The sequence below is a fragment of the Microbacterium sp. genome (assembly GCF_003248605.1).
In the GTDB taxonomy this organism is placed as follows: Bacteria; Actinomycetota; Actinomycetes; order Actinomycetales; family Microbacteriaceae; genus Microbacterium.
The window spans coordinates 1-19,584 of record NZ_QFPF01000012.1 but is presented as its reverse complement, the minus strand read 5'-3'; the positions used below and the strand labels follow the sequence as shown (position 1 = coordinate 19,584).

Below are 19,584 nucleotides of genomic sequence, written 5' to 3'. Positions count from 1 at the left end.
CCGCCCGAGGCGGATCAGCCGTTCAGGATCTCCTCGATCTGGATGTCGACCTCGGCGGCGAGCGCCGCCACGTCGCCGCCCTGAGCGATCTGCACGAAGAAGTCCTCGAGCACGCGGCTCGCCTCGACCTCCGCCCAGTTCGGGGAGGCGGGGGTGAGCTTGGCGTTGCCGGCGGCCGCGGTGAACGCCTCGGCCTCGGGGCTCGATCCCAGTGTCGAGGCGAGCGAGAGCTTGGCGGGGATGAGGCCGTTCTCGCCGTAGATCGTCTGGAACCCGTCGCTCAGGATGATCTCGAGCGCGGCTTTGGCCAGCTCGGGGTTCTCCGATCGCGCCGAGATGCCGATGTTCGATCCGCCGGCGAAGACCTGTGCGGCGCCGCCGTCGATGCCCGGCAGCGCGTAGACCATCGGCGCGGCGGGCGGGGCCTCGGTCTCGCACGCGCTCGCAAGGCCCAGCGCCCAGTTGGGCGCCGAGAACTGCACGGCCTGGTTCTCGCAGTACGGCGTCCACGGCTCGGCGTTGTCGCCGTCCTTGGGTGCGAGCGAGGCGTTCATCATCAGGTCCTGCACCTGCAGCAGTCCGGCGATCGAGGCGTCCGAGCTCAACTGCGCATCCCAGCCCTCCCCGTCGACAACGGCGACCTCGCCGCCGTTCTCCCAGATGAAGGGCAGCGCGTTGTACCAGTCCTGGCCCGCGAAGTAGACGCCCGACTTTCCGGGGTTGGCCGCGGCCAGGCTCTTGGCCGTGGCGACGTACTCGTCGAGCGTCGCGGGGGCGGCGGTGACCAGCGCCGGGTCGGCGAAGACCACCCGCGCTCCGGAGTACAGCGGCGCCGCGTAGAACGCGCCGTCGTAGGATCCCGCCTCCACGAAGCCAGGCAGCAGGTCGTCGCCGCCGAGGGCTTCGTATTCGTCGGAGATGTCCAGCAGGGCGCCGACCGAGGTGAAGGCGGGCGCCTGGGTGTTGCCGAACTCGACGATGTCGGGGCTGTCCGAGCTCGACAGGCTCGTCGTCAGTTTGTCGACCAGGCCCTCCCAGGACTGCTCTTCGATGACGAGCGTCGATCCCGGGTTCTCCTCCTCGAACGTGTCGACCAGATACTCTCGCGCGACATCGGGGGTGTCGGTGCCGACCAGCCAGACGCGGATCTCCGCGCCATCGGACTCCGAGGAGCCGCCGGCCGCGCAACCGGCCAGCACGAGCGCGCTGCCGCCCAGCAGGGCCAGCGCTCCGAGCGTCTTCTTCATGGTGATCCCTCGTGTTCTCTCGGTGGGGGTGTGGATGGGTGATGGATGGGTGGGGGGTCCGGATGCTGTCGGGGCAGGCTCAGGAGACGCCGAGGCGACCCTGCAGCACCATGACGGCGGTGCCGCGCAGCACGATGTCCTGGCCGTAGGCGGTCAGTCGCACGCGCACCTCGTCGTGGAACTCGGCGAGCGTGCGGGCTCGGAGCGTCTCGACGGTCTGACGCATCAGGGGTCCGTCGAGCAGTTCCTCGGGGCCGGAGAGCACGATCTCCGACAGATCGAGCGCACCGACGATCGGCGCGACGGCGATACCGAGCCGCTCGCCCGCGTCGCGCAGCACCCGCTCGCGCGCGGCGTCGTCGGCCGTCTCGGCGAGCGCGTCCGACAGCGACGGCACCGACAGCCACGCCTCGAGGCAGCCGACCTTGCCGCATGCGCAGCGCGGTCCGCCGTCCGTGCCGATCGTGACGTGCCCGATCTCACCCGCGGCATAGCGACTGCCGCGGGTGAGCTGGCCGCCGGTGAGCAGGCCGGAGCCGACGCCGGCTCCGACCTTGATCAGCATCATGTCGCCCTCCGCGCGGCCGAATGTGTACTCGGCGAGCACGGCGGCGTTGGCGTCGTTGGCGACCAGCACCGGCAGATCGAGCGCCCGCTCCAGAGCGCCCCGCAGGTCGAACGCCGTCCACCCGAGGTTCGGCGCGCTCAGCACCACCCCCTCGTCGTCGACGATGCCGGGCGTCCCGACACCGATGCCGAGCACGGGCGCGTGCGAGTCGGCGATGAGGCGTCGCGCGAGGTCGAGGACGGCATCCACCGTGCTCTCCGTCGCGGGGCGAGCGACCTCGCGGCGCGCGACGATCTCGCCGTCGAGAGTGAGCACGGCCCCGAGGAACGCGTCGGGGCCCGACAGGTCGACCCCCACGATGCGGTGCGCCGCGCGGTCGATGTCGAGCATGATCGCCGGCTTGCCCGGGCGCGAGCCCTCGCGGGGACCCTTCTCGATCACGAAGCCGTCGACGATGAGCTCGGCGACGAGGTCGCTGATCGTCACGCGTGTGAGACCCGTCTGCCGCGAGAGGTCCGCGCGGCTCATCGCGCCGTCGTGGAACAGGGTCTGGAGCACGAGGGCGCGATTGTGACCGCGCGCCTGCTCGGGCAGCACCTTGCCCGCCGAGCGCAGGGCGCGGCCGCGGCCGAACGAACGCGTGTTCGGCGCGGTGTCGAGGACGCTCGTGCGGGGTGTCTTCGGGGCGGGCATGTTTGTTAGTAGACCTTACGAACAAAGATTGCGCAAGAGTTTCCCCCACTTTCGTTCAGACGCCTTCCAAACCCCTCGGCGCCGTCCGCGCCACCGTGGCACCTAGGGTGGACGGGTGAAGGGGGAACACCACATGAACAAGAACCTCACCGCGATCGCCCTCGTGGGCATCGCCGTGCTGGGCCTGGCCGGCTGTTCAGCGGGGGGCGCGGGCGGCGCCGACGGCTCGACCGGCGGCGGGTCGCAGGCCTCCCCCGACCAGAGCGTCGCCGACGCGTGTGCGGTGGTCAACGACACCATCGAGGCCGCGGCCTCGGAGTTCCAAGACGTCTCGGCCGAAGACCCGGCCGGCGCAGCCGAGGCGCTGCGCGCCGCAGCCGACGCGATCGGCGAGGCATCGACCGAGGTCGGAAACGCCGACGTCGCCGCCCTCCTGCCGGATCTCGAGTCGGGCTTCTCGACGATCGCCGATGCCATGTCCGCGGTCGCCGAGGGGGATCTCGCCGAAGCCGAAGAGCTGCAGAGCGTCGGCACCGAGCTGCAGGAGAGCTTCACCGAGTTCCAGGAACTCTGCCTCTCGTAGACCCGTCCGTGCCGTCGTCGCGGCGCACGCGCCGCAACCGTTGCCGGAACGTGATATACCGTCGCCTACAATCGACCTGACGCGTGCACCGGCACGCGACAGGGGGGCGTGATGACGGATCTGGTGACCTCGCCGTCGCCGACGAGCGGTGCCGAGCCCGAGGGCGAGCCGCGCGTCGAGTGGGCGCCCGCACCCGACCCCGTGCGCCGGCGACGCTGGCCGATCGCGTTGTGGATCGGCATCCCCGCCCTCGCCCTGGGGGCCGCGGGCTGGTACTTCGGAACGACCCTCATCGCCCCGGGCGTCACGATCTCGGGTGTGCCCGTCGGCGGAATGACGGTGGATGCTGCGGCCGACACCGTCTCACGGACCATCGCCGAGACGGGGGTCGAGATCACCGCCGGCGATGTCACCGCGACGATCACGGGTGCCGACCTCGGCGCGCAGATCCCGGCGGAGGATCTCGCCGCCGCCGCCCTCGAGACCAACCCGCTGTGGCAGGTCGGCGGCTGGTTCCCCGACCCCGATCGTCTGACACCCACGCTCGACTCCGAGCTCGCGCTCTCCTCCCTCTCGCAGGCGTTCGCCGCCGAGTGGGTGGCTCCGGTCGATGCCTCCATCGCGTATGACGACACCGGCGACACCTACGTCGTCACCCCCGACCAGCCCGGTCTGGGCGTCGATCACGCCGAGGCCGAAGCCGCCTACACGGCGCTGCTCCTCGACCCGTCGGCCCCCGCGAGCATGGACGACGCGCTCACCGAGCTCGAGGCCGACATCACGACCACCGTCGCGACCGAGCGTGCCGGCGAGCTGAACGCGATGCTCGCTTCGGCGGGCTTCTACGTCGGCGACGAGCGCACGGTTCCGATCGAGCCCGACACGACCGCGTCGTGGCTGAGCATCACCCCCGATCCCGAAGAGGGCACGATCGACATCGCCGCCGACGAGGCCGCCATCCAGGCCGTCGTCGACACGCTGCCGGCGGCCGTCGACCGACCCGCCACCAACGGTGTCGTCGTCGTCAACAACGCGGGACGCGAGCTGCGCACCGAGCAGCAGGGCGCCGACGGACGGGTGCTCGGTGCGACCGCGGGGATCGCGGCCGCGTTCGCGACGCAGCTCTCGGCCGGAGACGCCGCCTACGCCCTCGATGTCGAGGTCACCCCGGCCGAGACGACCAGCGTCGTCCGGCTGCTCGAGGTCGATCTCTCGGAGCAGCGCCTCTACGTCAAGGAGAACGGCGTCACGATCCACACTTGGCTCATCTCCAGCGGCGGGCCCGGCTGGGAGACCAACCAGGGGCGCTTCACCGTCAACGCCAAGGTGCGCATGCAGGACATGGGCAACACCGAGGTCGGCTACCTGCAGCCCGACGTCGAGTGGGTCATGTACTTCAGCGGCGACCAGGCGTTCCACGCGGTGTACTGGCGCAACATCTGGGGCACGCCCCTCTCGCACGGCTGCGTCGGCATGCCGACGGGCCTTGCCAAGCAGATCTACGAGTGGGCCGACGTCGGCACCGACGTGTGGGTGCACGCCTGAGCGAACGACGAAGGGGGTGGATGCTGCAGCATCCACCCCCTTCGTCGTTCACGGTCAGAGCGCGTCGATGATGCCGTTCAAGGTCGGCGAGGGACGCATCGCCTCGGTCACGAGCCGCTCGTCCGGACGGTAGTAGCCACCGATCTCGACCGGCGAGCCCTGCACGGCGACGAGCTCGTCGACGATCTTCTGCTCGTTCTCGGCGAGCGCGGTGGCCACCGGCGCGAACGCGGCCGCGAGGTCGGCGTCGGCCTTCTGCGCCGCCAGCTCCTGCGCCCAGTACAGGGCCAGATAGAAGTGGCTGCCGCGGTTGTCGATCGTGCCGAGGGCGCGGCCGGGCGACTTGTCCTGCTCGAGGAAGGTGCCCGTCGCCGCGTCGAGCGTGTCGGCGAGCACCTTCGCCTTGGCGTTGCCGGTGCGTTCGGCGAGATGCTCGAAGGACGCCGCGAGCGCGAAGAACTCGCCGAGCGAGTCCCACCGCAGGTAGTTCTCTGCGACGAGCTGCTGCACGTGCTTGGGGGCGGAGCCGCCCGCGCCGGTCTCGAAGAGCCCTCCGCCGGCGAGCAGCGGAACGATCGAGAGCATCTTGGCGCTCGTGCCGACCTCGAGGATCGGGAAGAGATCGGTGAGGTAGTCGCGCAGCACGTTTCCGGTGACCGAGATCGTGTCGAGACCCTGCCGCATGCGCGCCAGCGTGTAGCTGGTGGCCTCTTCGGGCGCGAGGATCAGGATCTCGAGCCCGTGCACGTCGAGGGTGGCGAGGGCCTGGTGCACCTTCGCAATCAGCTGCGCGTCGTGCGAGCGGTTGACGTCGAGCCAGAAGACGGCGGGCGACCCCGTCGCACGGGCGCGCCCGACCGCCAGGCGCACCCAGTCGATGACGGCGATGTGCTTGGTCTGCGTCGCCCGCCAGATGTCGCCGGCGCCGACGGCGTGCTCGATGAGCAGCTCGCCCTCGCCGTCGAGGATCTGCACGACGCCGTCGGTGGCGATCTCGAACGTCTTGTCGTGACTGCCGTACTCCTCGGCCGCCTGGGCCATGAGTCCGACGTTGGGCACGGTGCCGATGGTCGCGGGATCGAGCGGGCCGTGGGCGATCACATCGTCGATCACGGCCTGGTAGACGCCGGCATACGAAGAGTCGGGGATCACGGCGATCGTGTCGTCCTCGCCGCCGTCGGCGCCCCAGAGCTTGCCGCCGTTGCGCACGAGTGCGGGCATCGAGGCGTCGACGATGACATCGGAGGGCACGTGCAGATTGGTGATGCCCCGGTCGGAGTTGACGTAGGACAGACGGGGACCTGCGGCCATCGCCGCGGTGAAGGCCTCGAGGATCTCGTCGCCGCCCTCGACCTTCGGCAGCCCCGCGAGGATCGCGCCGAGTCCGTTGTTCGGGTTCAGGCCCGCGGCCCGGATGCGGTCGCCGTACCGGGCGAACACGTCGGCGAAGTACGTCGTGACGACGTGACCGAAGATGATCGGGTCGCTGACCTTCATCATCGTGGCCTTCAGGTGCACCGAGTAGAGCACGTCATCGGCGGCAGCGGCATCCAGCGTCTCGGCGAGGAAAGCGTCGAGCGCCGACGCGGAGAGGAAGGTCGCGTCGATGATCTCGCGCGGCAGCACCTTGAGGTTGTCTTTGAGCACGGTCGTCGTGCCGTCGGCGGCGACATGGCGCACGGTCAGCACGTCGTCGTGCGCCGCCACCCACGACTTCTCGTTGCTCTTGAAGTCGTCGTGGCCCATGGTCGCCACCCGGGTCTGGGAACCGGCGGGGAAGGCCTTGTTGCGGTGCGGGTGCTTGCGCGCGTAGTTCTTAACCGACAGCGGCGCGCGGCGGTCGCTGTTGCCCTCGCGCAGCACGGGGTTGACCGCCGAGCCCTTGATGCGGTCGTACCGGGCACGGATGTCTTTGTCTTCGATCGAAGCGGCCTCGTCGGGGTAGTCGGGGATGTCGAATCCCTGCGCCTGCAACTCGGCGATCGCGGCCTTGAGCTGCGGAATCGACGCCGAGATGTTGGGCAGCTTGATGATGTTGGCCTCGGGCAGCGTGGCGAGCCCGCCGAGTTCGGCGAGCGCGTCGCCCACCTGCTGTTCGGGCGCGAGCTTCTGCGGGAAGGCGGCGAGGATGCGACCCGCGAGCGAGATGTCGCGGGTCTCGATGTCGACCCCGGCCTGGCCGGCGACCGCCTTGACGATCGGCAGGAACGACGCCGTCGCCAGAGCCGGTGCCTCGTCGGTGTAGGTGTAGATGATGGTCGAGTCGGTCACCGGTGTCGTCTCCGTTCGGGTCGTCATTCCAGCCTATCGCAAGGCATCTTTTCTCTTGACGTCGAGATACTTCGCTCCGTGAACAGCAGGTGACCGGGTCGAGCGTCCGTGACGGGGGCACCCGGACCCCACTACCCTGTGCGTATGGCTGAGCTGCGACTGGTGGAACTGTCCGCGACGACGATCGTCGCCGTGAACAATCTCTCGCTCAAGCCGGGGCAGGAACAGTTCCTCGCCCCGGTGTCGTACGGCATCGCCGCCACCGTCGCCGATCCGGCCACGACATGGCAGCGCGTCGTCGTCGACGGTGACGAGGTCGTCGGCTTCGTCAGCGCGGGATTCGACCCCGATGCCCCCGAGGAATACTTCCGCTCGGTGCTGTGGCGCATCAACGTCGACGCCGACGATCAGGGCCGCGGTGTCGGCCGGTTCGCCGTCGAGGGGCTGCTCGAAGAGGCGCGCGCCCGCGGCCTCGACGTCGTCACCGTGATCTACGAGGCGGGCGAAGAGGGTCCCGAGGCTTTCTTCCGCCGCGTGGGCTTCACACCCACCGGTGAGACCGAGTACGGTGAGGTCATCGCCGAGATCCGACTGTAGGATCTCGCGGTTTCGTCGTGGCGGCTGGGGAGAGGCCACGACGCTCGAGACCGGCGGCGGGGCCTCGGATTCCCCTCCCCCACCGAGGCCTCGTCGCCCCCCATCGTTCCTCCGCGTCGCCGCGCGTCAGACGAGGGATTCCCGCCACGCCGCGTGCAGCTGCGCGAACTTCCCCGTGCCCGAGATGAGGTCCTCCGGCGTGCCGTCCTCGATGATGCGGCCATGTTCCATGACGAGCACACGGTCGGCGATCGCGACCGTCGACAGGCGGTGCGCGATGATGATCGCCGTGCGATCGGCGAGCAGCGTCTGCAGCGCGTCCTGGATCTGACGCTCGCTCGGGATGTCGAGCGACGCCGTCGCCTCGTCGAGGATCAGCACGGCGGGATCGGCGAGGAACGCGCGCGCGAACGAGATCAGCTGCCGCTGACCCGCCGACACGCGTCCGCCGCGCTTGTTCACGTCGGTGCCGTAGCCATCGGGCAGGCGCTGGATGAAAGCATCCGCCCCCACAGCCCGTGCCGCGGCCTGGATCTCGTCGAGCGTCGCATCGGGCTTGCCCAGCGCGATGTTGTCGGCGACGGTGCCGCTGAACAGATACGCCTCCTGCGTCACCATGACGATCGCGCGGCGCAGGTCCTTGGGGTGCAGACTGCGCAGATCGACGCCGTCGAGCGACACCTCGCCGCGCGTGGGGTCGTAGAAGCGGGAGACGAGCTTCGCGAGGGTCGACTTGCCCGCGCCCGTCGTCCCCACGAGGGCGACGGTCTGGCCGGCGGGGATGTCGAGCGAGAAGCCCGGGAGGATCACGCGGTCGTCGGAATAGCCGAACAGCACGTCGTCGAAGCGCACATGACCGCGGGCGCTCCACAGGTCGACCGGCTGGGTGGGGTCGGGCACCGTCGGCTCCTCCTCGAGCACACCCGAGACTTTCTCGAGTGCCGCCGTGGCGGACTGGTAGGAGTTGAGGAAGAAGGCGACCTCCTGCAGGGGCGAGAAGAAGTTGCGCACGTACAGCACGGCGGCGATGAGCACGCCCACCGCGATGCCGCCCTCGGCGACCCGCACCCCACCCCAGAAGACCACGAGCGCCAACGACACCGAGGCGATCGCCATGAGCCCCGGCTCGAAGGTCCCGAAGAGCTGGATCGAGCGCATGTTCACGCCCCGGTACTTCAGCGAGAGGTCGCCGAACTCCTCGTCGTTGCGGGTCTCCTTGCGGAACGCCTTGACGGCCCGGATCCCGGTCATCGTCTCGACGAACTTCACGATGACCTGCGCGCTGATCACACGCGACTCGCGGTACACCAGCTGCGACCGCATGTAGAACCACCGCATCAGCAGCATGAGCGGGATGCCCATGACGACGAGGATCAGACCCGACTGCCAGTCGATCAGCAGCAGCGCGATGAGGGTGAACCCGCCGTAGAGGATGCCCGAGACCAGCTCGTTGAGGCCGCCGTCGAGCAGCTCGCGGATCGTGTCGAGATCGCTCGTCTGCCGCGAGATGATGCGACCCGACGTGTACGACTCGTGGAACTCGAGGCTCAGCCGCTGCGTGTGCAGGAAGATGCGCTTGCGCAGATCGAGCATGATCGCCTGCGTGAGCCGCGCGGCGACGACGACGTACCAGGCGATGAGCGCGGCCCCCGCGATCGCGGTGAGCAGGTACACCGCGACGACGCCGACCGTCGGCATCCAGTCCATGCGGTCGACCACCGCGGGCAGTGCGGTGTCGATGCCGTAGGCGATGAGCGCGGGTCCCGCGACGCGGAACGCCGTCGAGACGACCAGCAGCGCGCCCGCGAGCACCAGCTGCCAGCGCACCGCCGACATGAGCGATCCGAGCAGGCGCAGCGAGCGTCGACGGATCTCGCGGCTCTCGGCGCGCGTGTAATCGGAGCGGTCCTCGCCGCTCGTGCCGGTCACGGTCGTGCTCACGGGTTCACCTCCCCCGCCCGCATGCGGGCCTCCGGGTCTTGGGCGTTCCGGGCGGCGTCCTCGAGGCTCGAGATGACGTGCCGGTAGTGCGCGCTCGTGCGCAGCAGCTCGGAATGTGTGCCCACCGCGGAGATCCGGCCCTCCTCGAGCAGCGCGACGCGGTCGGCGAGCGTGACGGTCGAGGGCCGGTGGGCGATCACGAGCGCGGTCGTGGCGTGCAGCACCTCGCGCAGGGCGTCCTCGACGAGAGCCTCTGTGTCGACGTCGAGCGCCGAGAGCGGGTCGTCGAGCACGAGCACCGCCGGACGCGCGGCGACGGCCCGGGCGAGCGCGAGACGCTGGCGCTGACCCCCCGAGAGCGAGAGCCCCTCCTCGCCGATGATCGTGTCGACTCCGTTCGGCAGGTCCTCGACGAAACCGGCCTGCGCCACCCCGAGCGCCTCACGCAGAACCCGTTCGGCCTCGGCGGAGCCGGGCTCCAGATCCTCGCGGCCCAGCAGCACGTTCTCGCGCACCGACTGCGAGAACAGCGTCGCATCCTCGAACGCCATACCCACGTGCGTGCGCAGCTCGCGCAGCGAGAGATCGCGCACGTCGACGCCGTCGAGCACAACGCGTCCGCCGGTGACGTCATACAGCCGCCCCGGCAAGGTGGTGAGCGTCGTCTTTCCCGACCCGGTGAGCCCCACCAGCGCCATCGTCTCGCCCGGCCGCAGCACAAGGTCGATGCCATCGAGCAGATCGCGGTCGCCGGCGACGGCATCCTGATACCTGAAGTGCACGCCCTCGAAGACGAGCTCGCCCCGCGGGCTGTCGAGGGTGCGGGGATGCTCGGGGTCGGTGATCGTGTTCTGCTCGTCGAAGACCTCGAACAGGCGATCGGTGGCGGTGCGCGCGTCGAGCATGAACGAGAACAGGAATCCGATGGACTCCATCGGCCAGCGCAGCACGGTCGCCATCGCGAAGAACGCGACGAGTTCGGATGCCTGCAGCTGACCGAGCGCGGTGAGGTAGATGCCCGCGCCCAGGCACAGCGCGAAGGCGATGTCGGGCAGGAGCACGAGCCAGAACCAGATCCAGCCGATCGCCCGGGCCTTACTCAGCTCGGTCTCGCGCAGCGTCTCGGCCTGGCGGGCGAACTTGCCGAGCGCGTACTTTCCACGCCCGAACGCCTTGAGCACGCGGATGCCGTGCACGCTCTCCTCCACCGAGGTGGCGAGGTCGCCGGCCTGATCCTGGCTCTGCCGCGCGAGCGTGCCGTAGGTCTTCTCGAAGCGGTAGCCGGCGTACCAGAGGGGCGCCGAGGTGACCAGAAAGATGACACCCAGCAGCCAGTGCCACCGGAACAGCAGCACGAGGCCCACGACGATCGTCAGCACGTTCACGACGAGCAGCACGAGGCCGAAGGCGAGCCAGCGGCGCAGCATCGAGATGTCCTGCATCATCCGGCTGAGCAGCTGCCCCGACTGCCAGCGATCGTGGAATGCGACGGGCAGACGCTGCAGCCGGCCGTAGAAGGTGCGACGCAGGTCGTACTCGACCATGGTCGCGGGCCCGAGCACGAACCAGCGGCGCAGCCACACCATGGCCGCCTCCGCCAGGCCCAGCCCCAGGATCGCGGCGGCACCCCACGCCATCTGCACGAGGTCGCCCGAGGCGACGGGACCGCCCACGACCACTTCGAGCACGAGCGGGATCGTCAGCGCGAGCAGCGCCGCGACCAGCGCGCTCGCAGCACCGAGGGCGAGTCGCGGCAGCACCGGACGCGCGAACGGAATGAGCCGGGCGAGGGATCCGAGCGTCGACGATTCGGCGCGGGGCGGGGGCGTGGCGGTGCGGGTCATGATCCTTGTGGGAGGTCGTGCGGTGGCGCCGGGATCTGGCGAGGGGTGTGCGCGACGCGAGGAGTTCCAGCGGTGGGGCAGGAGCGATCGTGCAAGACGTCGGCAAAAGAGCCTTTCAGCCTATGCCCGGAATGTCACCGCTGGCAACAATCACCTCCCGGTCAGCGCGCCGCCTCGCGCGCGAGCAGCGACCGCTTGACATCGAGCCCCCACGCGAAGCCGCCGAGCGTGCCGTCCGCGCGCAGCACGCGGTGGCACGGCACGAACAGCGCGGGCGCGTTGCGCGCACAGACGGATGCCGCGGCTCGAACCGCCGCCGGGGACCCGAATGCCGCGGCGAACGACGTGTACGTCAGCGGCGCGCCGGGATCGATCCGGCGCAGCGCGCTCCACCCGCGCTCTTGCAGATCCGTGCCCCGCTGGCGCACGACGACGCCGTCGATCGCGGCGATCTCGCCGGCGTAGTAGCTCCGCGCCGCCTCCGCGGCAGGCGTCGGGCCCGCACGCAGTTCGGTCGGACGCAGGGAGGGGTGGATGCGGGCGGTGAGCGCCGCGGGATCCGCCGTCCATCCCGAGGCCAGGACGCTGCCGTCCTCGGCCGCGATGATCGTGAAGGCGCCGTCCGGCGTGGCGATCGTCTCGACGAGCGCGGCCGGTGCGGCGTGTGCCGCGAGCGCGGTCGGTGCGGAGGGAGTGCGTGTGCCGGTCATGCCGGGATCCTCTCGGTCGGTCGGTCGGCATCGAGTGCCGTGGGCGGCACGGGGGCCGCAAGGGCTGTGCGCCAGAGGTGCCCGGTGAGGTAGGACCGCCACGGCGCAACCCGTGACGCCCAGGCGTCGAGGGCGCGCGGATCGCCGGGGAGGCCCGCGCGCACCGCCCCGGCGCGCGCGGCGACGTCCGCCGGCAGGAACACATCGGGGTCACCCGTGACGCGCATGCGCACGTAGTCGGCGGTCCAGGGTCCGATCCCGGGCATCGCGAGCAACGCGGCGCGCTGATCGCGCGCGTCGTCGCCCGGGCTCAGCTCGAGATCCCCGGCCGCGATCGCGGCGGCGGTCCCGACGATCGCCCGGATCCGCGCGGCGGGGCCCCGCAGCACGTCCGCGCCGTGCTCGGCGATTGCCGCCATCGTCGGGAAGAACCGGTCGATCGGGGCCGCCGCGGTTGTGCTTGTGCCTGCGCCTGCGCCTGTGTCTGGGGTTGTGCCTGGGCTTGTGCCTGTGGCTGGATGGGTACCTGTGCCTGCACGCGCGCCTGTGCCTGCACGCGCGCTTGTGGCGACACGCGCGCTTGTGGCGACAGCATCCCGCGTGGTGGCGGCATCCCGCACCCGAGCCGCGTCGCCGGAACAGGAGTCGGCGTCAGAACAGGACGAATCACGCGCCAAAAATCCTGTTCTCGCAGCATCTCCTGTATCCGGCGCGCCGTCGAGGCCTTCGGGCAGGCGCTCGCCGAGCGCGTCGGTCAGACGGGCGAGCGCGGTGCGGGCGGCCGCGACCGATATCTGCTGGCCGATCATCGCGCGCACGAGCATCTCGTGCGGATCGGCGGCACCCGGCACCCGCAGGCCCGGGGACCGAGCGACGAGGGGCGCCACGGCGGGGTGAGCCGCCAGCGCCGCATCGATCGCAACGGGATCGGCGTCGAGGTCGAACAGGCGCCGCGCCCGCGCGACCACGCTGGCCAGATCGCCGAGGTGGGCGAGGCGGGCCTCGAGGCGCACCCGATCGCCGTCGGCGCGCAGCCGGAGCACCGCGGGTCCGCCCGGCATCTGCAAGGTCCGCGCGAAACAGAGGGATGTCGCCGCCTCGACACCCGGGATCGCACGCGCTGCCATCCAGGCGAAGAGTCCCGCCGCATCGAACGGCGCGCGCATGGGAAGGGCGAGCTGGATCAGGCCGGGCGCAAAACCGGGCGGAGCGGAGGCCGCACGGCGCCGCGCGCGGAGCTGCGTCGGGGTGAGGCCGAACACCTCCCGCACGGTGTCGTTGAACTGCCTCACGCTCGCGAAACCAGCGGAGAACGCCACATCGGCGGCGGGCATATCGGTGCCGACCAGCAGCATCCGTGCCGTCTGTGCCCGGTGAGCCCTGGCCAGAGCGAGCGGCCCGGCGCCGAGCTCGGCGGTGAGCATCCGTGTGAGGTGGCGTGTCGAATACCCCAGCCGGCGGGCGAGCCCCGGCACGCCCTCGCGCTCGATGACGCCGTCGGCGATGAGGCGCATCGCCCGTCCGGCGGCGTCCGCGCGCAGATCCCACGCGGGCGAGCCCGGCGCCGCCTCGGGCAGGCAGCGTTTGCAGGCGCGGTACCCGGCCTCGTGCGCCGCGGCGCTCGTGGCGAAGAACGACACGTTGCCAGGCTTCGGCGTGCGCGCGGGACAGCTCGGGCGGCAGTAGATGCCCGTCGTGCGGACGGCGGTCACGAACTGTCCGTCGAAGCGCGTGTCGCGCGACGATATCGCCCGGTAGCGCTCGTCGAACGTCATCGCCGGATGACCCGGAATGGCGTTCGGTGGCGATGTCATGTCCCCAGCCTGACACGGCCGCACCGCACCCGCTCGCGGAAATCGGACACGGCGGCGGCAGTGAGCGCGCCGGGCTTGGCCGGCCCAAACGGACAACATTCCGGATGACCTTACGACCGGGCGCATTGATCGCACGGATAGTGTCCCGGACCGGCCGTCACTCCGGAATGTTGTCCGCCCACGTCGGGGCCGGAGCCCCGGATCAGTGGAAGAAGTGGCGCTCGCCCGTGAAGAACATCGGGATGCCGGCAGAGCGCGCCGCGTTGATGACCTCTTCGTCGCGCACCGAGCCCCCGGGCTGGATGATCGCCGAGATGCCGGCGTCGATCAGCACGGCGGGTCCGTCGGCGAACGGGAAGAACGCGTCGGATGCCGCCACCGAGCCGGCCGCGCGGGCACCCGCGCGCTCGACGGCCAGTCGGCACGAATCGACCCGGTTGACCTGCCCCATGCCGATGCCGACGGTGGCCGAGTTCTTGGCCAGGACGATCGCGTTGGACTTCACCGCGCGGCATGCCTTCCACGCGAAGATGAGACCGGTCATGTCGTCCTCGGAGGGACGCTCCCCCGAGACGAGCTCCCAGTGCTTCGCCACCGATTCGATGTCGTCGGGGAACCGATCGGCGTCCTGCAGGAGCAGCCCACCGGAGACCAGGCGCACATCCATCGGCTCCTGCTTCCAGTCCGGCGGCAGCTGCAGCAGGCGCAGGTTCTTCTTCTCGGCGAAGACGGCGAGCGCCGCGGGCTCGAAGTCGGGCGCGACGATGACCTCGGTGAAGATGTCGCGGAGGTTCTCGGCCATCTTCAGCGTCACGGTGCGGTTCGCGGCGATGACACCACCGAATGCCGAGACCGGATCGCACTCGTGCGCGCGCAGGTGGGCGCTGGCGATCGGGTCGAGCGCGCTCGGCGCCCCGACGGCGATGCCGCACGGGTTGGCGTGCTTGATGATGGCCACCGCGGGCTTGACCATGTCGAAGGCGGCTCGAAGCGCGGCATCCGCGTCGACGTAGTTGTTGTACGACATCTCTTTGCCCTGCAGCTGACGCGCCTGCGCGATGCCGTGGCCGCCCAGGCGTGTATAGATCGCTGCGCGCTGGTGCGAGTTCTCGCCGTAGCGCAGGGTCGCGAGGCGCTCGGCCTTGATCGTCAGGTGCGCGGGCAGGTCGAGGTCATCCGAGAGCGTGCCCTCGGCGAACCAGGCGGCGACGGCGGTGTCGTAGGCGGCGGTGTGCGCAAAGGCGCGGGCGGCGAGCTCGCGCCGCTGCGTCAGCGTCGTGCCGCCGGAGCGCACCGCGTCGATGATCGCGGGGTAGGACTCGGGCGAGACGACGATCGCGACGTTGGCGTGGTTCTTCGCCGATGCGCGCACCATCGCGGGGCCGCCGATGTCGATCTGCTCGACGACGTCGTCGCCCTGCGCGCCCGAGGCGACCGTCTCGACGAACGGGTAGAGGTTCACCACGACGAGCTCGAACGGCGAGATGCCGAGGTCGGCGAGCTGACGCTCGTGGTCTTCGAGTCGCAGATCGGCCAACAGGCCCGCGTGCACGCCGGGATGGAGGGTCTTCACACGCCCGTCGAGCGATTCGGGGAATCCGGTGACGCTCGCGACGTCGGTGACGGCGTGCCCCGCATCGCGGATCGCCGCGGCGGTCGAGCCGGTCGAGACGATCTCGACCCCGGCCTCGGCGAGCGCGCCCGCGAGCACGAGCAGGTTGGTCTTGTCGCTGACCGACACCAACGCCCTGCGGATCGGCACGGCGTCGCGATCGCGGTAGAGAGAGGGGTCGTGGCTGGGTCCTGCCATGGGCGGCTCCTTTGCGGTGGGGGCGGGCGGCGGATGCTGAGCTCAGGCGTGCGCGGACGGTGCCGCGAGATCGAGCTCGCCGGTGGCGATGCGTCGCACGACATCGATCAGCAGCCGCCGTTCGACGGGCTTGATGCGGTCGTGCAGGGAGTGCGGAGTGTCGCCGGGGAGCACGGGAACGCGCTCCTGCGCGAGGATCGGACCGGTGTCGACGCCGTCGTCGACGACGATGACACTGGCCCCGGTCTCGGTCACCCCCGCCGCGAGCGCGTCGCGCACGCCGTGGGCGCCCGGGAACTCGGGCAGGTATGCCGGATGGGTGTTGATGATGCGCGGCGCGTAGGCGGCGACGACGTCGTGCGGCAGCAGACGCATCAGGCCGCTGAGCACGATCAGATCGGGCGTCCAGACATCGAGCTGCCGGCGAAGCTCCTCGCCCCACTGCTCGCGGGTGTCGAAGTGATCGAATGCGACCATGAACGAGGGGATGCCGAACTCTTCGGCGTGCCCGAATCCGTCGGCCTCGCGATCGGCGCCGATCACGACGACCCGCGCGGGGTAATCGGGGTGCGCGGCGGCCTCGAGCAGGGCACGAAGGTTGGATCCCGTGCCCGAGATGAGGACGGCGACCGTGAGCACCCGCCCAGTCTAGTCCGCGGGGTGCGCGCTGCCGGGGTGCGGGGGCAGGCGCTCGATGGGCGCCGTCTCGTCTGTGTCGCCGCCGGGCTCGCCCTCAACGGACGCGGGCGCGGCTGCGGTGGTGGGCCCAGCCCCGGGTGCGGCGGGCGCCGCGACCCGCTCGATCGGCGCGGTCTCGTCGAGGTGATGCCAGCGATCGGGCTCGTCGTGCGCGCGACCCCACCGCTCGGCCCGGCGCAGGGTGTCGTCGTGGCTGTGCCGTCCGGGCGCCCACGCTCCCGCGCCGTGGGTCGCGGCGGCCAGCGCCCCGCCGCTGCGCAGGGGCGCAAGGAGCAGGATCGCCGCTCCGACGAGCACCTCCGCCCCCACGGCCAGCGCGACCATGCCCGCGTGCGGTCCGACGTCGACGAGCGCCCCCGGGCCGAGGGAACCCGAGGCCGCCGCCGCGAGCCCGGCCACGATCCCGGCCACGACCAACGCCGTGGCGAGCGCGGTGACCAGGCGCGGCAGCATCCGATCGGTCGATGCTGACGCGGGCGACGCCGCGGCGTCTGCGGCCGCGACGAGGTCGGACCGGGCGACCCAGCCCGCGAGGGCGCCGGCGGCGACGGGGATCAGCACGACCAGCAGCAACCACATGCTCTGCACCTCGGGCAGCGCGCCCAGCACCGGGATGCCCGGAACCGGACCGATCTCGGTTCCGACGGGCGAGACCGCGGTGCCCGCGCCGAACGCGAACCCGGGGCCTGCGATCCAGGCCACCGCCCAGATCACGAGCGTCGGCAGGTAGGCGAGCTGACCGAGCGTGATGATCGTGGCGCCGACCCCGTCGATGTTGCCGGCCTGGAAGAGGGCGATGATCTCACCCGCTCCGGCGAACACGGCAACGGCGAACGCGATCGCGCCGGCGCCCACGAGCACCGCCGCGGCGATGATCGACGCGCGGACCGTCGCCTCGACGACGTGCGCCCAAGGCCGGCCGTGCGCCGCGAGGGCGTCGCGCACGGCGTCGACGATGCCGTCATCGCCCTCGTTCCATGCGCAGGCGATGCCGCCGGCCAGCACGGCGATCGTGTACACCGCCGCGGGGTAGAGGATCGCCTGCCAGAGCACCGGTGCCGCAACGGGGTTCGCCGAGGTGAGCGCGACGAGCGTGGATGCCGCGGCCGACACCGCGAGCGCGGATGCGGCACCGGTCAGCCACGCGCCCGCGCGCGCGGCGCGCGCCCCGGAGCGCAGCCCGAACACGGCGCTGAACACCGCGAGGGCGAGAGGCGCCACGGAGAGGGGGAACGACGCCGCATCGACCGGGATGCCCGCCGCGATCAGTTCGGCGGGCAGCGTGATCTGCATCGGCACGAGGTGACCGAGCTGCCAGATCGCGCCCGTTGCCGGCCAGAGCGCCGCCCAGTCTGCGGCCGACCCCATCCCGAACACCCAGAGCAGCGTCAGGGGTGCGGCGACCATCGCCAGCCCGACCGCCGCCGCGATGGCGGCGTCGAGGGCGCAGAGGAGGGCGACGAGAACGCGGTACATGCCCGAACGACCCTACCCGCGAGCGCGGACGGGGCCGGCCTGCCTCGCCGGGCTCTCAGGCCTCGGCGGGCGCTCAGGCCTCGGCGGGCTCGAGCACGAACAGCGCGATGCGGCGATCGGTCCTGGTCTGGTACTCGTCGTAGTCGGGCCACACCGAGGCGGCGCGGGCCCACCACTGCTCGTACTCGTCGCCCTCGACCGCGCGCGCGACATAGTCGCGCTTGACGGCGCCATCCTGCAGCTCGACGTGCGGGTTGGCGAGGATGTTGTAGTACCACTGCGGCGGCTTCGGGGCGCCGCCCTTGGACGCGACGACGGCGTACACGCCCTCGTGCTCGACGCGCATCAGAGCGGTCTTGCGCAGTCCGCCCGACTTGGCCCCCACGGTGGTGAGGACGATGATCGGGACCCCGCGCAGCAGGTTGGCCTCGGTACCGTTCGAGGCCTCGTACTTCTCGGCCTGAGTGCGGGCCCAGTCGGCGGTGCTCGGCAGATATTCTCCGGTCAGTGGCATGGTGCCCAGCCTAGCCGCGGGTGCACACGAAGAGGGTGGATGCCGAGGGCACAGGCCCCGGCATCCACCCCTCTGTGCGAGACGACTACAGCGCGGCGATCACCGCGCGCATGAGATCGGCCGTCTCGGAGGGCGTCTTGCCGACCTTGACGCCGGCGGCCTCGAGGGCCTCCTTCTTGGCCTGCGCGGTACCCGCCGAGCCCGAGACGATGGCACCGGCGTGGCCCATCGTCTTACCCTCGGGCGCGGTGAAGCCCGCGACGTAGCCGACGACGGGCTTGGTGAGGTTGGCCTTGATGAAGTCGGCCGCGCGCTCTTCGGCGTCACCGCCGATCTCGCCGATCATGACGATCGCCTTCGTCTCGGGGTCGGCCTCGAACGCGGCGAGCGCGTCGATGTGGGTGGTGCCGATGATGGGGTCGCCGCCGATTCCGATGGCGGTCGAGAAGCCGATCTCGCGCAGCTCGTACATCATCTGGTAGGTCAGGGTGCCCGACTTCGAGACGAGGCCGATCGGGCCCTTGCCGGTGATGTTGGCGGGCGTGATGCCGACCAGCGACTCGCCCGGGGTGATGATGCCGGGGCAGTTCGGGCCGATGATGCGGGTCGTGTTGCCCTTGGACTGCGCGTAGGACCACGCCGCGGCGGTGTCTCCGACGGGCACGCCCTCGGTGATCACGACCAGCAGCGGGATCTCGGCGTCGATGGCCTCGACCATCGCATCCTTGGTGAAGGCGGGGGGCACGAACGCGATCGACACGTCGGCGCCGGTGGCCGCCATCGCCTCGGCCACGGAGGCGAACACGGGCAACTCGACGGGGTTGCCGTCCTTGTCGGTGTGCAGCACGGTCGTGCCGGCCTTGCGGGCGTTGACGCCGCCGACGACCTGCGTTCCGGCCTTGAGCATCAGCGCGGTGTGCTTGGTGCCCTCGCCGCCCGTGATGCCCTGGACGATGACCTTGGAGTCCTTGTCAAGAAAGATCGACATTGCTTCAGTCCTTATGCGTTCGCGAGTTCGGCGGCCTTGTCGGCGCCTTCGTCCATGGTCTCGGCGAGTGTGACGAGGGGGTGGGCGGCGTCGCGGAGGATCGCGCGCCCCTCCTCGACCTTGTTGCCGTCCAGGCGCACGACGAGCGGCTTGGAGGCGCTGGAGCCCAGCTCGGCGAGCGCGCCGACGATGCCCTTGGCCACCGCGTCGCACGCGGTGATGCCGCCGAACACGTTGACGAATACGCTCTTGACCTGCGGGTCGCCGAGGATGACGTCGAGCCC

The 19,584-nt window shown here is 70.8% G+C and carries 15 protein-coding genes and 1 pseudogene; 3 read left to right on the top strand and 13 right to left on the bottom strand.

The features are described 5' to 3' along the window. Window positions 1-14 precede the first annotated feature (14 nt). Complete coding sequence (locus tag DI573_RS03400) at window positions 15-1,247, bottom strand: extracellular solute-binding protein (protein ID WP_292810651.1); 1,233 nt, start codon at window positions 1,245-1,247, stop codon at window positions 15-17. 79 nt (window positions 1,248-1,326) lie between these two features. Beyond that, window positions 1,327-2,508, bottom strand: a complete 1,182-nt coding sequence (locus DI573_RS03395) for an ROK family transcriptional regulator (protein ID WP_292810649.1) — start codon at window positions 2,506-2,508, stop codon at window positions 1,327-1,329. Window positions 2,509-2,623: 115 nt separating this feature from the next. Between DI573_RS03395 and DI573_RS03390 the strand changes: the two genes are divergently transcribed. Together DI573_RS03390 and DI573_RS03385 are read left to right on the top strand one after the other, a co-directional pair. Beyond that, on the top strand, window positions 2,624-3,091 hold the full coding sequence (locus DI573_RS03390) for a hypothetical protein (protein ID WP_292810647.1): 468 nt from the start codon (window positions 2,624-2,626) through the stop codon (window positions 3,089-3,091). A gap of 111 nt (window positions 3,092-3,202) precedes the next feature. After that, window positions 3,203-4,636 carry a L,D-transpeptidase family protein gene (locus tag DI573_RS03385; RefSeq protein ID WP_292810645.1) on the top strand — a complete coding sequence of 478 codons (1,434 nt, stop codon included), beginning with the start codon at window positions 3,203-3,205 and terminating at the stop codon, window positions 4,634-4,636. A 54-nt stretch (window positions 4,637-4,690) separates the two neighbouring features. Here the strand turns inward: DI573_RS03385 and DI573_RS03380 are convergent, their stop codons facing one another. After that, the gene (locus DI573_RS03380) at window positions 4,691-6,907 is read right to left on the bottom strand and encodes an NADP-dependent isocitrate dehydrogenase (protein ID WP_292810688.1); all 2,217 of its coding nucleotides are present in this window, start codon (window positions 6,905-6,907) and stop codon (window positions 4,691-4,693) included. 144 nt (window positions 6,908-7,051) lie between these two features. Between DI573_RS03380 and DI573_RS03375 the strand changes: the two genes are divergently transcribed. Beyond that, window positions 7,052-7,504 (top strand): GNAT family N-acetyltransferase, encoded by a 453-nt coding sequence (locus DI573_RS03375; RefSeq protein WP_292810643.1) that lies wholly within the window; start codon window positions 7,052-7,054, stop codon window positions 7,502-7,504. Window positions 7,505-7,630: 126 nt separating this feature from the next. On the opposite strand, the gene DI573_RS03370 is transcribed toward DI573_RS03375, so the two are convergent. The 10 genes and pseudogenes from DI573_RS03370 to DI573_RS03325 form a co-directional block, all read right to left on the bottom strand. Beyond that, entirely contained in the window at window positions 7,631-9,445 is a 1,815-nt protein-coding gene (locus DI573_RS03370) for an ABC transporter ATP-binding protein (protein WP_292810641.1), read from the bottom strand. After that, window positions 9,442-11,289 carry an ABC transporter ATP-binding protein gene (locus DI573_RS03365; RefSeq protein WP_292810638.1) on the bottom strand — a complete coding sequence of 616 codons (1,848 nt, stop codon included), beginning with the start codon at window positions 11,287-11,289 and terminating at the stop codon, window positions 9,442-9,444. The genes DI573_RS03370 and DI573_RS03365 overlap by 4 nt, the downstream gene beginning before the upstream one ends. 161 nt (window positions 11,290-11,450) lie before the next feature. Next, complete coding sequence (locus DI573_RS03360) at window positions 11,451-11,999, bottom strand: methylated-DNA--[protein]-cysteine S-methyltransferase (protein WP_292810636.1); 549 nt, start codon at window positions 11,997-11,999, stop codon at window positions 11,451-11,453. After that, on the bottom strand, window positions 11,996-13,813 hold the full coding sequence (locus DI573_RS03355; protein ID WP_292810634.1) for an AlkA N-terminal domain-containing protein: 1,818 nt from the start codon (window positions 13,811-13,813) through the stop codon (window positions 11,996-11,998). Before DI573_RS03355 ends, DI573_RS03360 begins: the two co-directional genes overlap by 4 nt. A 202-nt stretch (window positions 13,814-14,015) precedes the next feature. Then, window positions 14,016-15,623 (bottom strand): bifunctional phosphoribosylaminoimidazolecarboxamide formyltransferase/IMP cyclohydrolase, encoded by a 1,608-nt coding sequence (gene purH, locus DI573_RS03350; protein WP_292810632.1) that lies wholly within the window; start codon window positions 15,621-15,623, stop codon window positions 14,016-14,018. A 42-nt stretch (window positions 15,624-15,665) separates the two neighbouring features. Further along, window positions 15,666-16,262, bottom strand: coding sequence for a phosphoribosylglycinamide formyltransferase (purN, locus tag DI573_RS03345; RefSeq protein ID WP_292810630.1), 597 nt, complete (start codon window positions 16,260-16,262; stop codon window positions 15,666-15,668). Window positions 16,263-16,271: 9 nt separating this feature from the next. Next, window positions 16,272-17,798, bottom strand: coding sequence for a DUF6350 family protein (locus tag DI573_RS03340; RefSeq protein ID WP_292810628.1), 1,527 nt, complete (start codon window positions 17,796-17,798; stop codon window positions 16,272-16,274). A 73-nt stretch (window positions 17,799-17,871) separates the two neighbouring features. After that, entirely contained in the window at window positions 17,872-18,312 is a 441-nt protein-coding gene (locus DI573_RS03335) for a nitroreductase family deazaflavin-dependent oxidoreductase (protein WP_292810627.1), read from the bottom strand. Between the two features lie 85 nt (window positions 18,313-18,397). Next, window positions 18,398-19,300: a succinate--CoA ligase subunit alpha gene (sucD, locus tag DI573_RS03330; RefSeq protein ID WP_292810624.1), complete on the bottom strand. Its 903-nt coding sequence runs from the start codon at window positions 19,298-19,300 to the stop codon at window positions 18,398-18,400. Between the two features lie 11 nt (window positions 19,301-19,311). Beyond that, window positions 19,312-19,584, bottom strand: a pseudogene (locus tag DI573_RS03325) (succinate--CoA ligase subunit beta); the annotation flags it as partial.

Bases quoted from the DNA above. Each gene is read 5' to 3' on its own strand.
- sucD (WP_292810624.1), bottom strand. From the start codon at position 19,300: ATGTCGATCTTTCTTGACAAGGACTCCAAGGTCATCGTCCAGGGCATC.
- DI573_RS03400 (WP_292810651.1), bottom strand. From the start codon at position 1,247: ATGAAGAAGACGCTCGGAGCGCTGGCCCTGCTGGGCGGCAGCGCGCTC.
- DI573_RS03360 (WP_292810636.1), bottom strand. From the start codon at position 11,999: ATGACCGGCACACGCACTCCCTCCGCACCGACCGCGCTCGCGGCACAC.
- DI573_RS03395 (WP_292810649.1), bottom strand. From the start codon at position 2,508: ATGCCCGCCCCGAAGACACCCCGCACGAGCGTCCTCGACACCGCGCCG.
- DI573_RS03340 (WP_292810628.1), bottom strand. From the start codon at position 17,798: ATGTACCGCGTTCTCGTCGCCCTCCTCTGCGCCCTCGACGCCGCCATC.
- DI573_RS03385 (WP_292810645.1), top strand. From the start codon at position 3,203: ATGACGGATCTGGTGACCTCGCCGTCGCCGACGAGCGGTGCCGAGCCC.
- DI573_RS03335 (WP_292810627.1), bottom strand. From the start codon at position 18,312: ATGCCACTGACCGGAGAATATCTGCCGAGCACCGCCGACTGGGCCCGC.
- purH (WP_292810632.1), bottom strand. From the start codon at position 15,623: ATGGCAGGACCCAGCCACGACCCCTCTCTCTACCGCGATCGCGACGCC.
- DI573_RS03355 (WP_292810634.1), bottom strand. From the start codon at position 13,813: ATGACATCGCCACCGAACGCCATTCCGGGTCATCCGGCGATGACGTTC.
- DI573_RS03365 (WP_292810638.1), bottom strand. From the start codon at position 11,289: ATGACCCGCACCGCCACGCCCCCGCCCCGCGCCGAATCGTCGACGCTC.
- DI573_RS03375 (WP_292810643.1), top strand. From the start codon at position 7,052: ATGGCTGAGCTGCGACTGGTGGAACTGTCCGCGACGACGATCGTCGCC.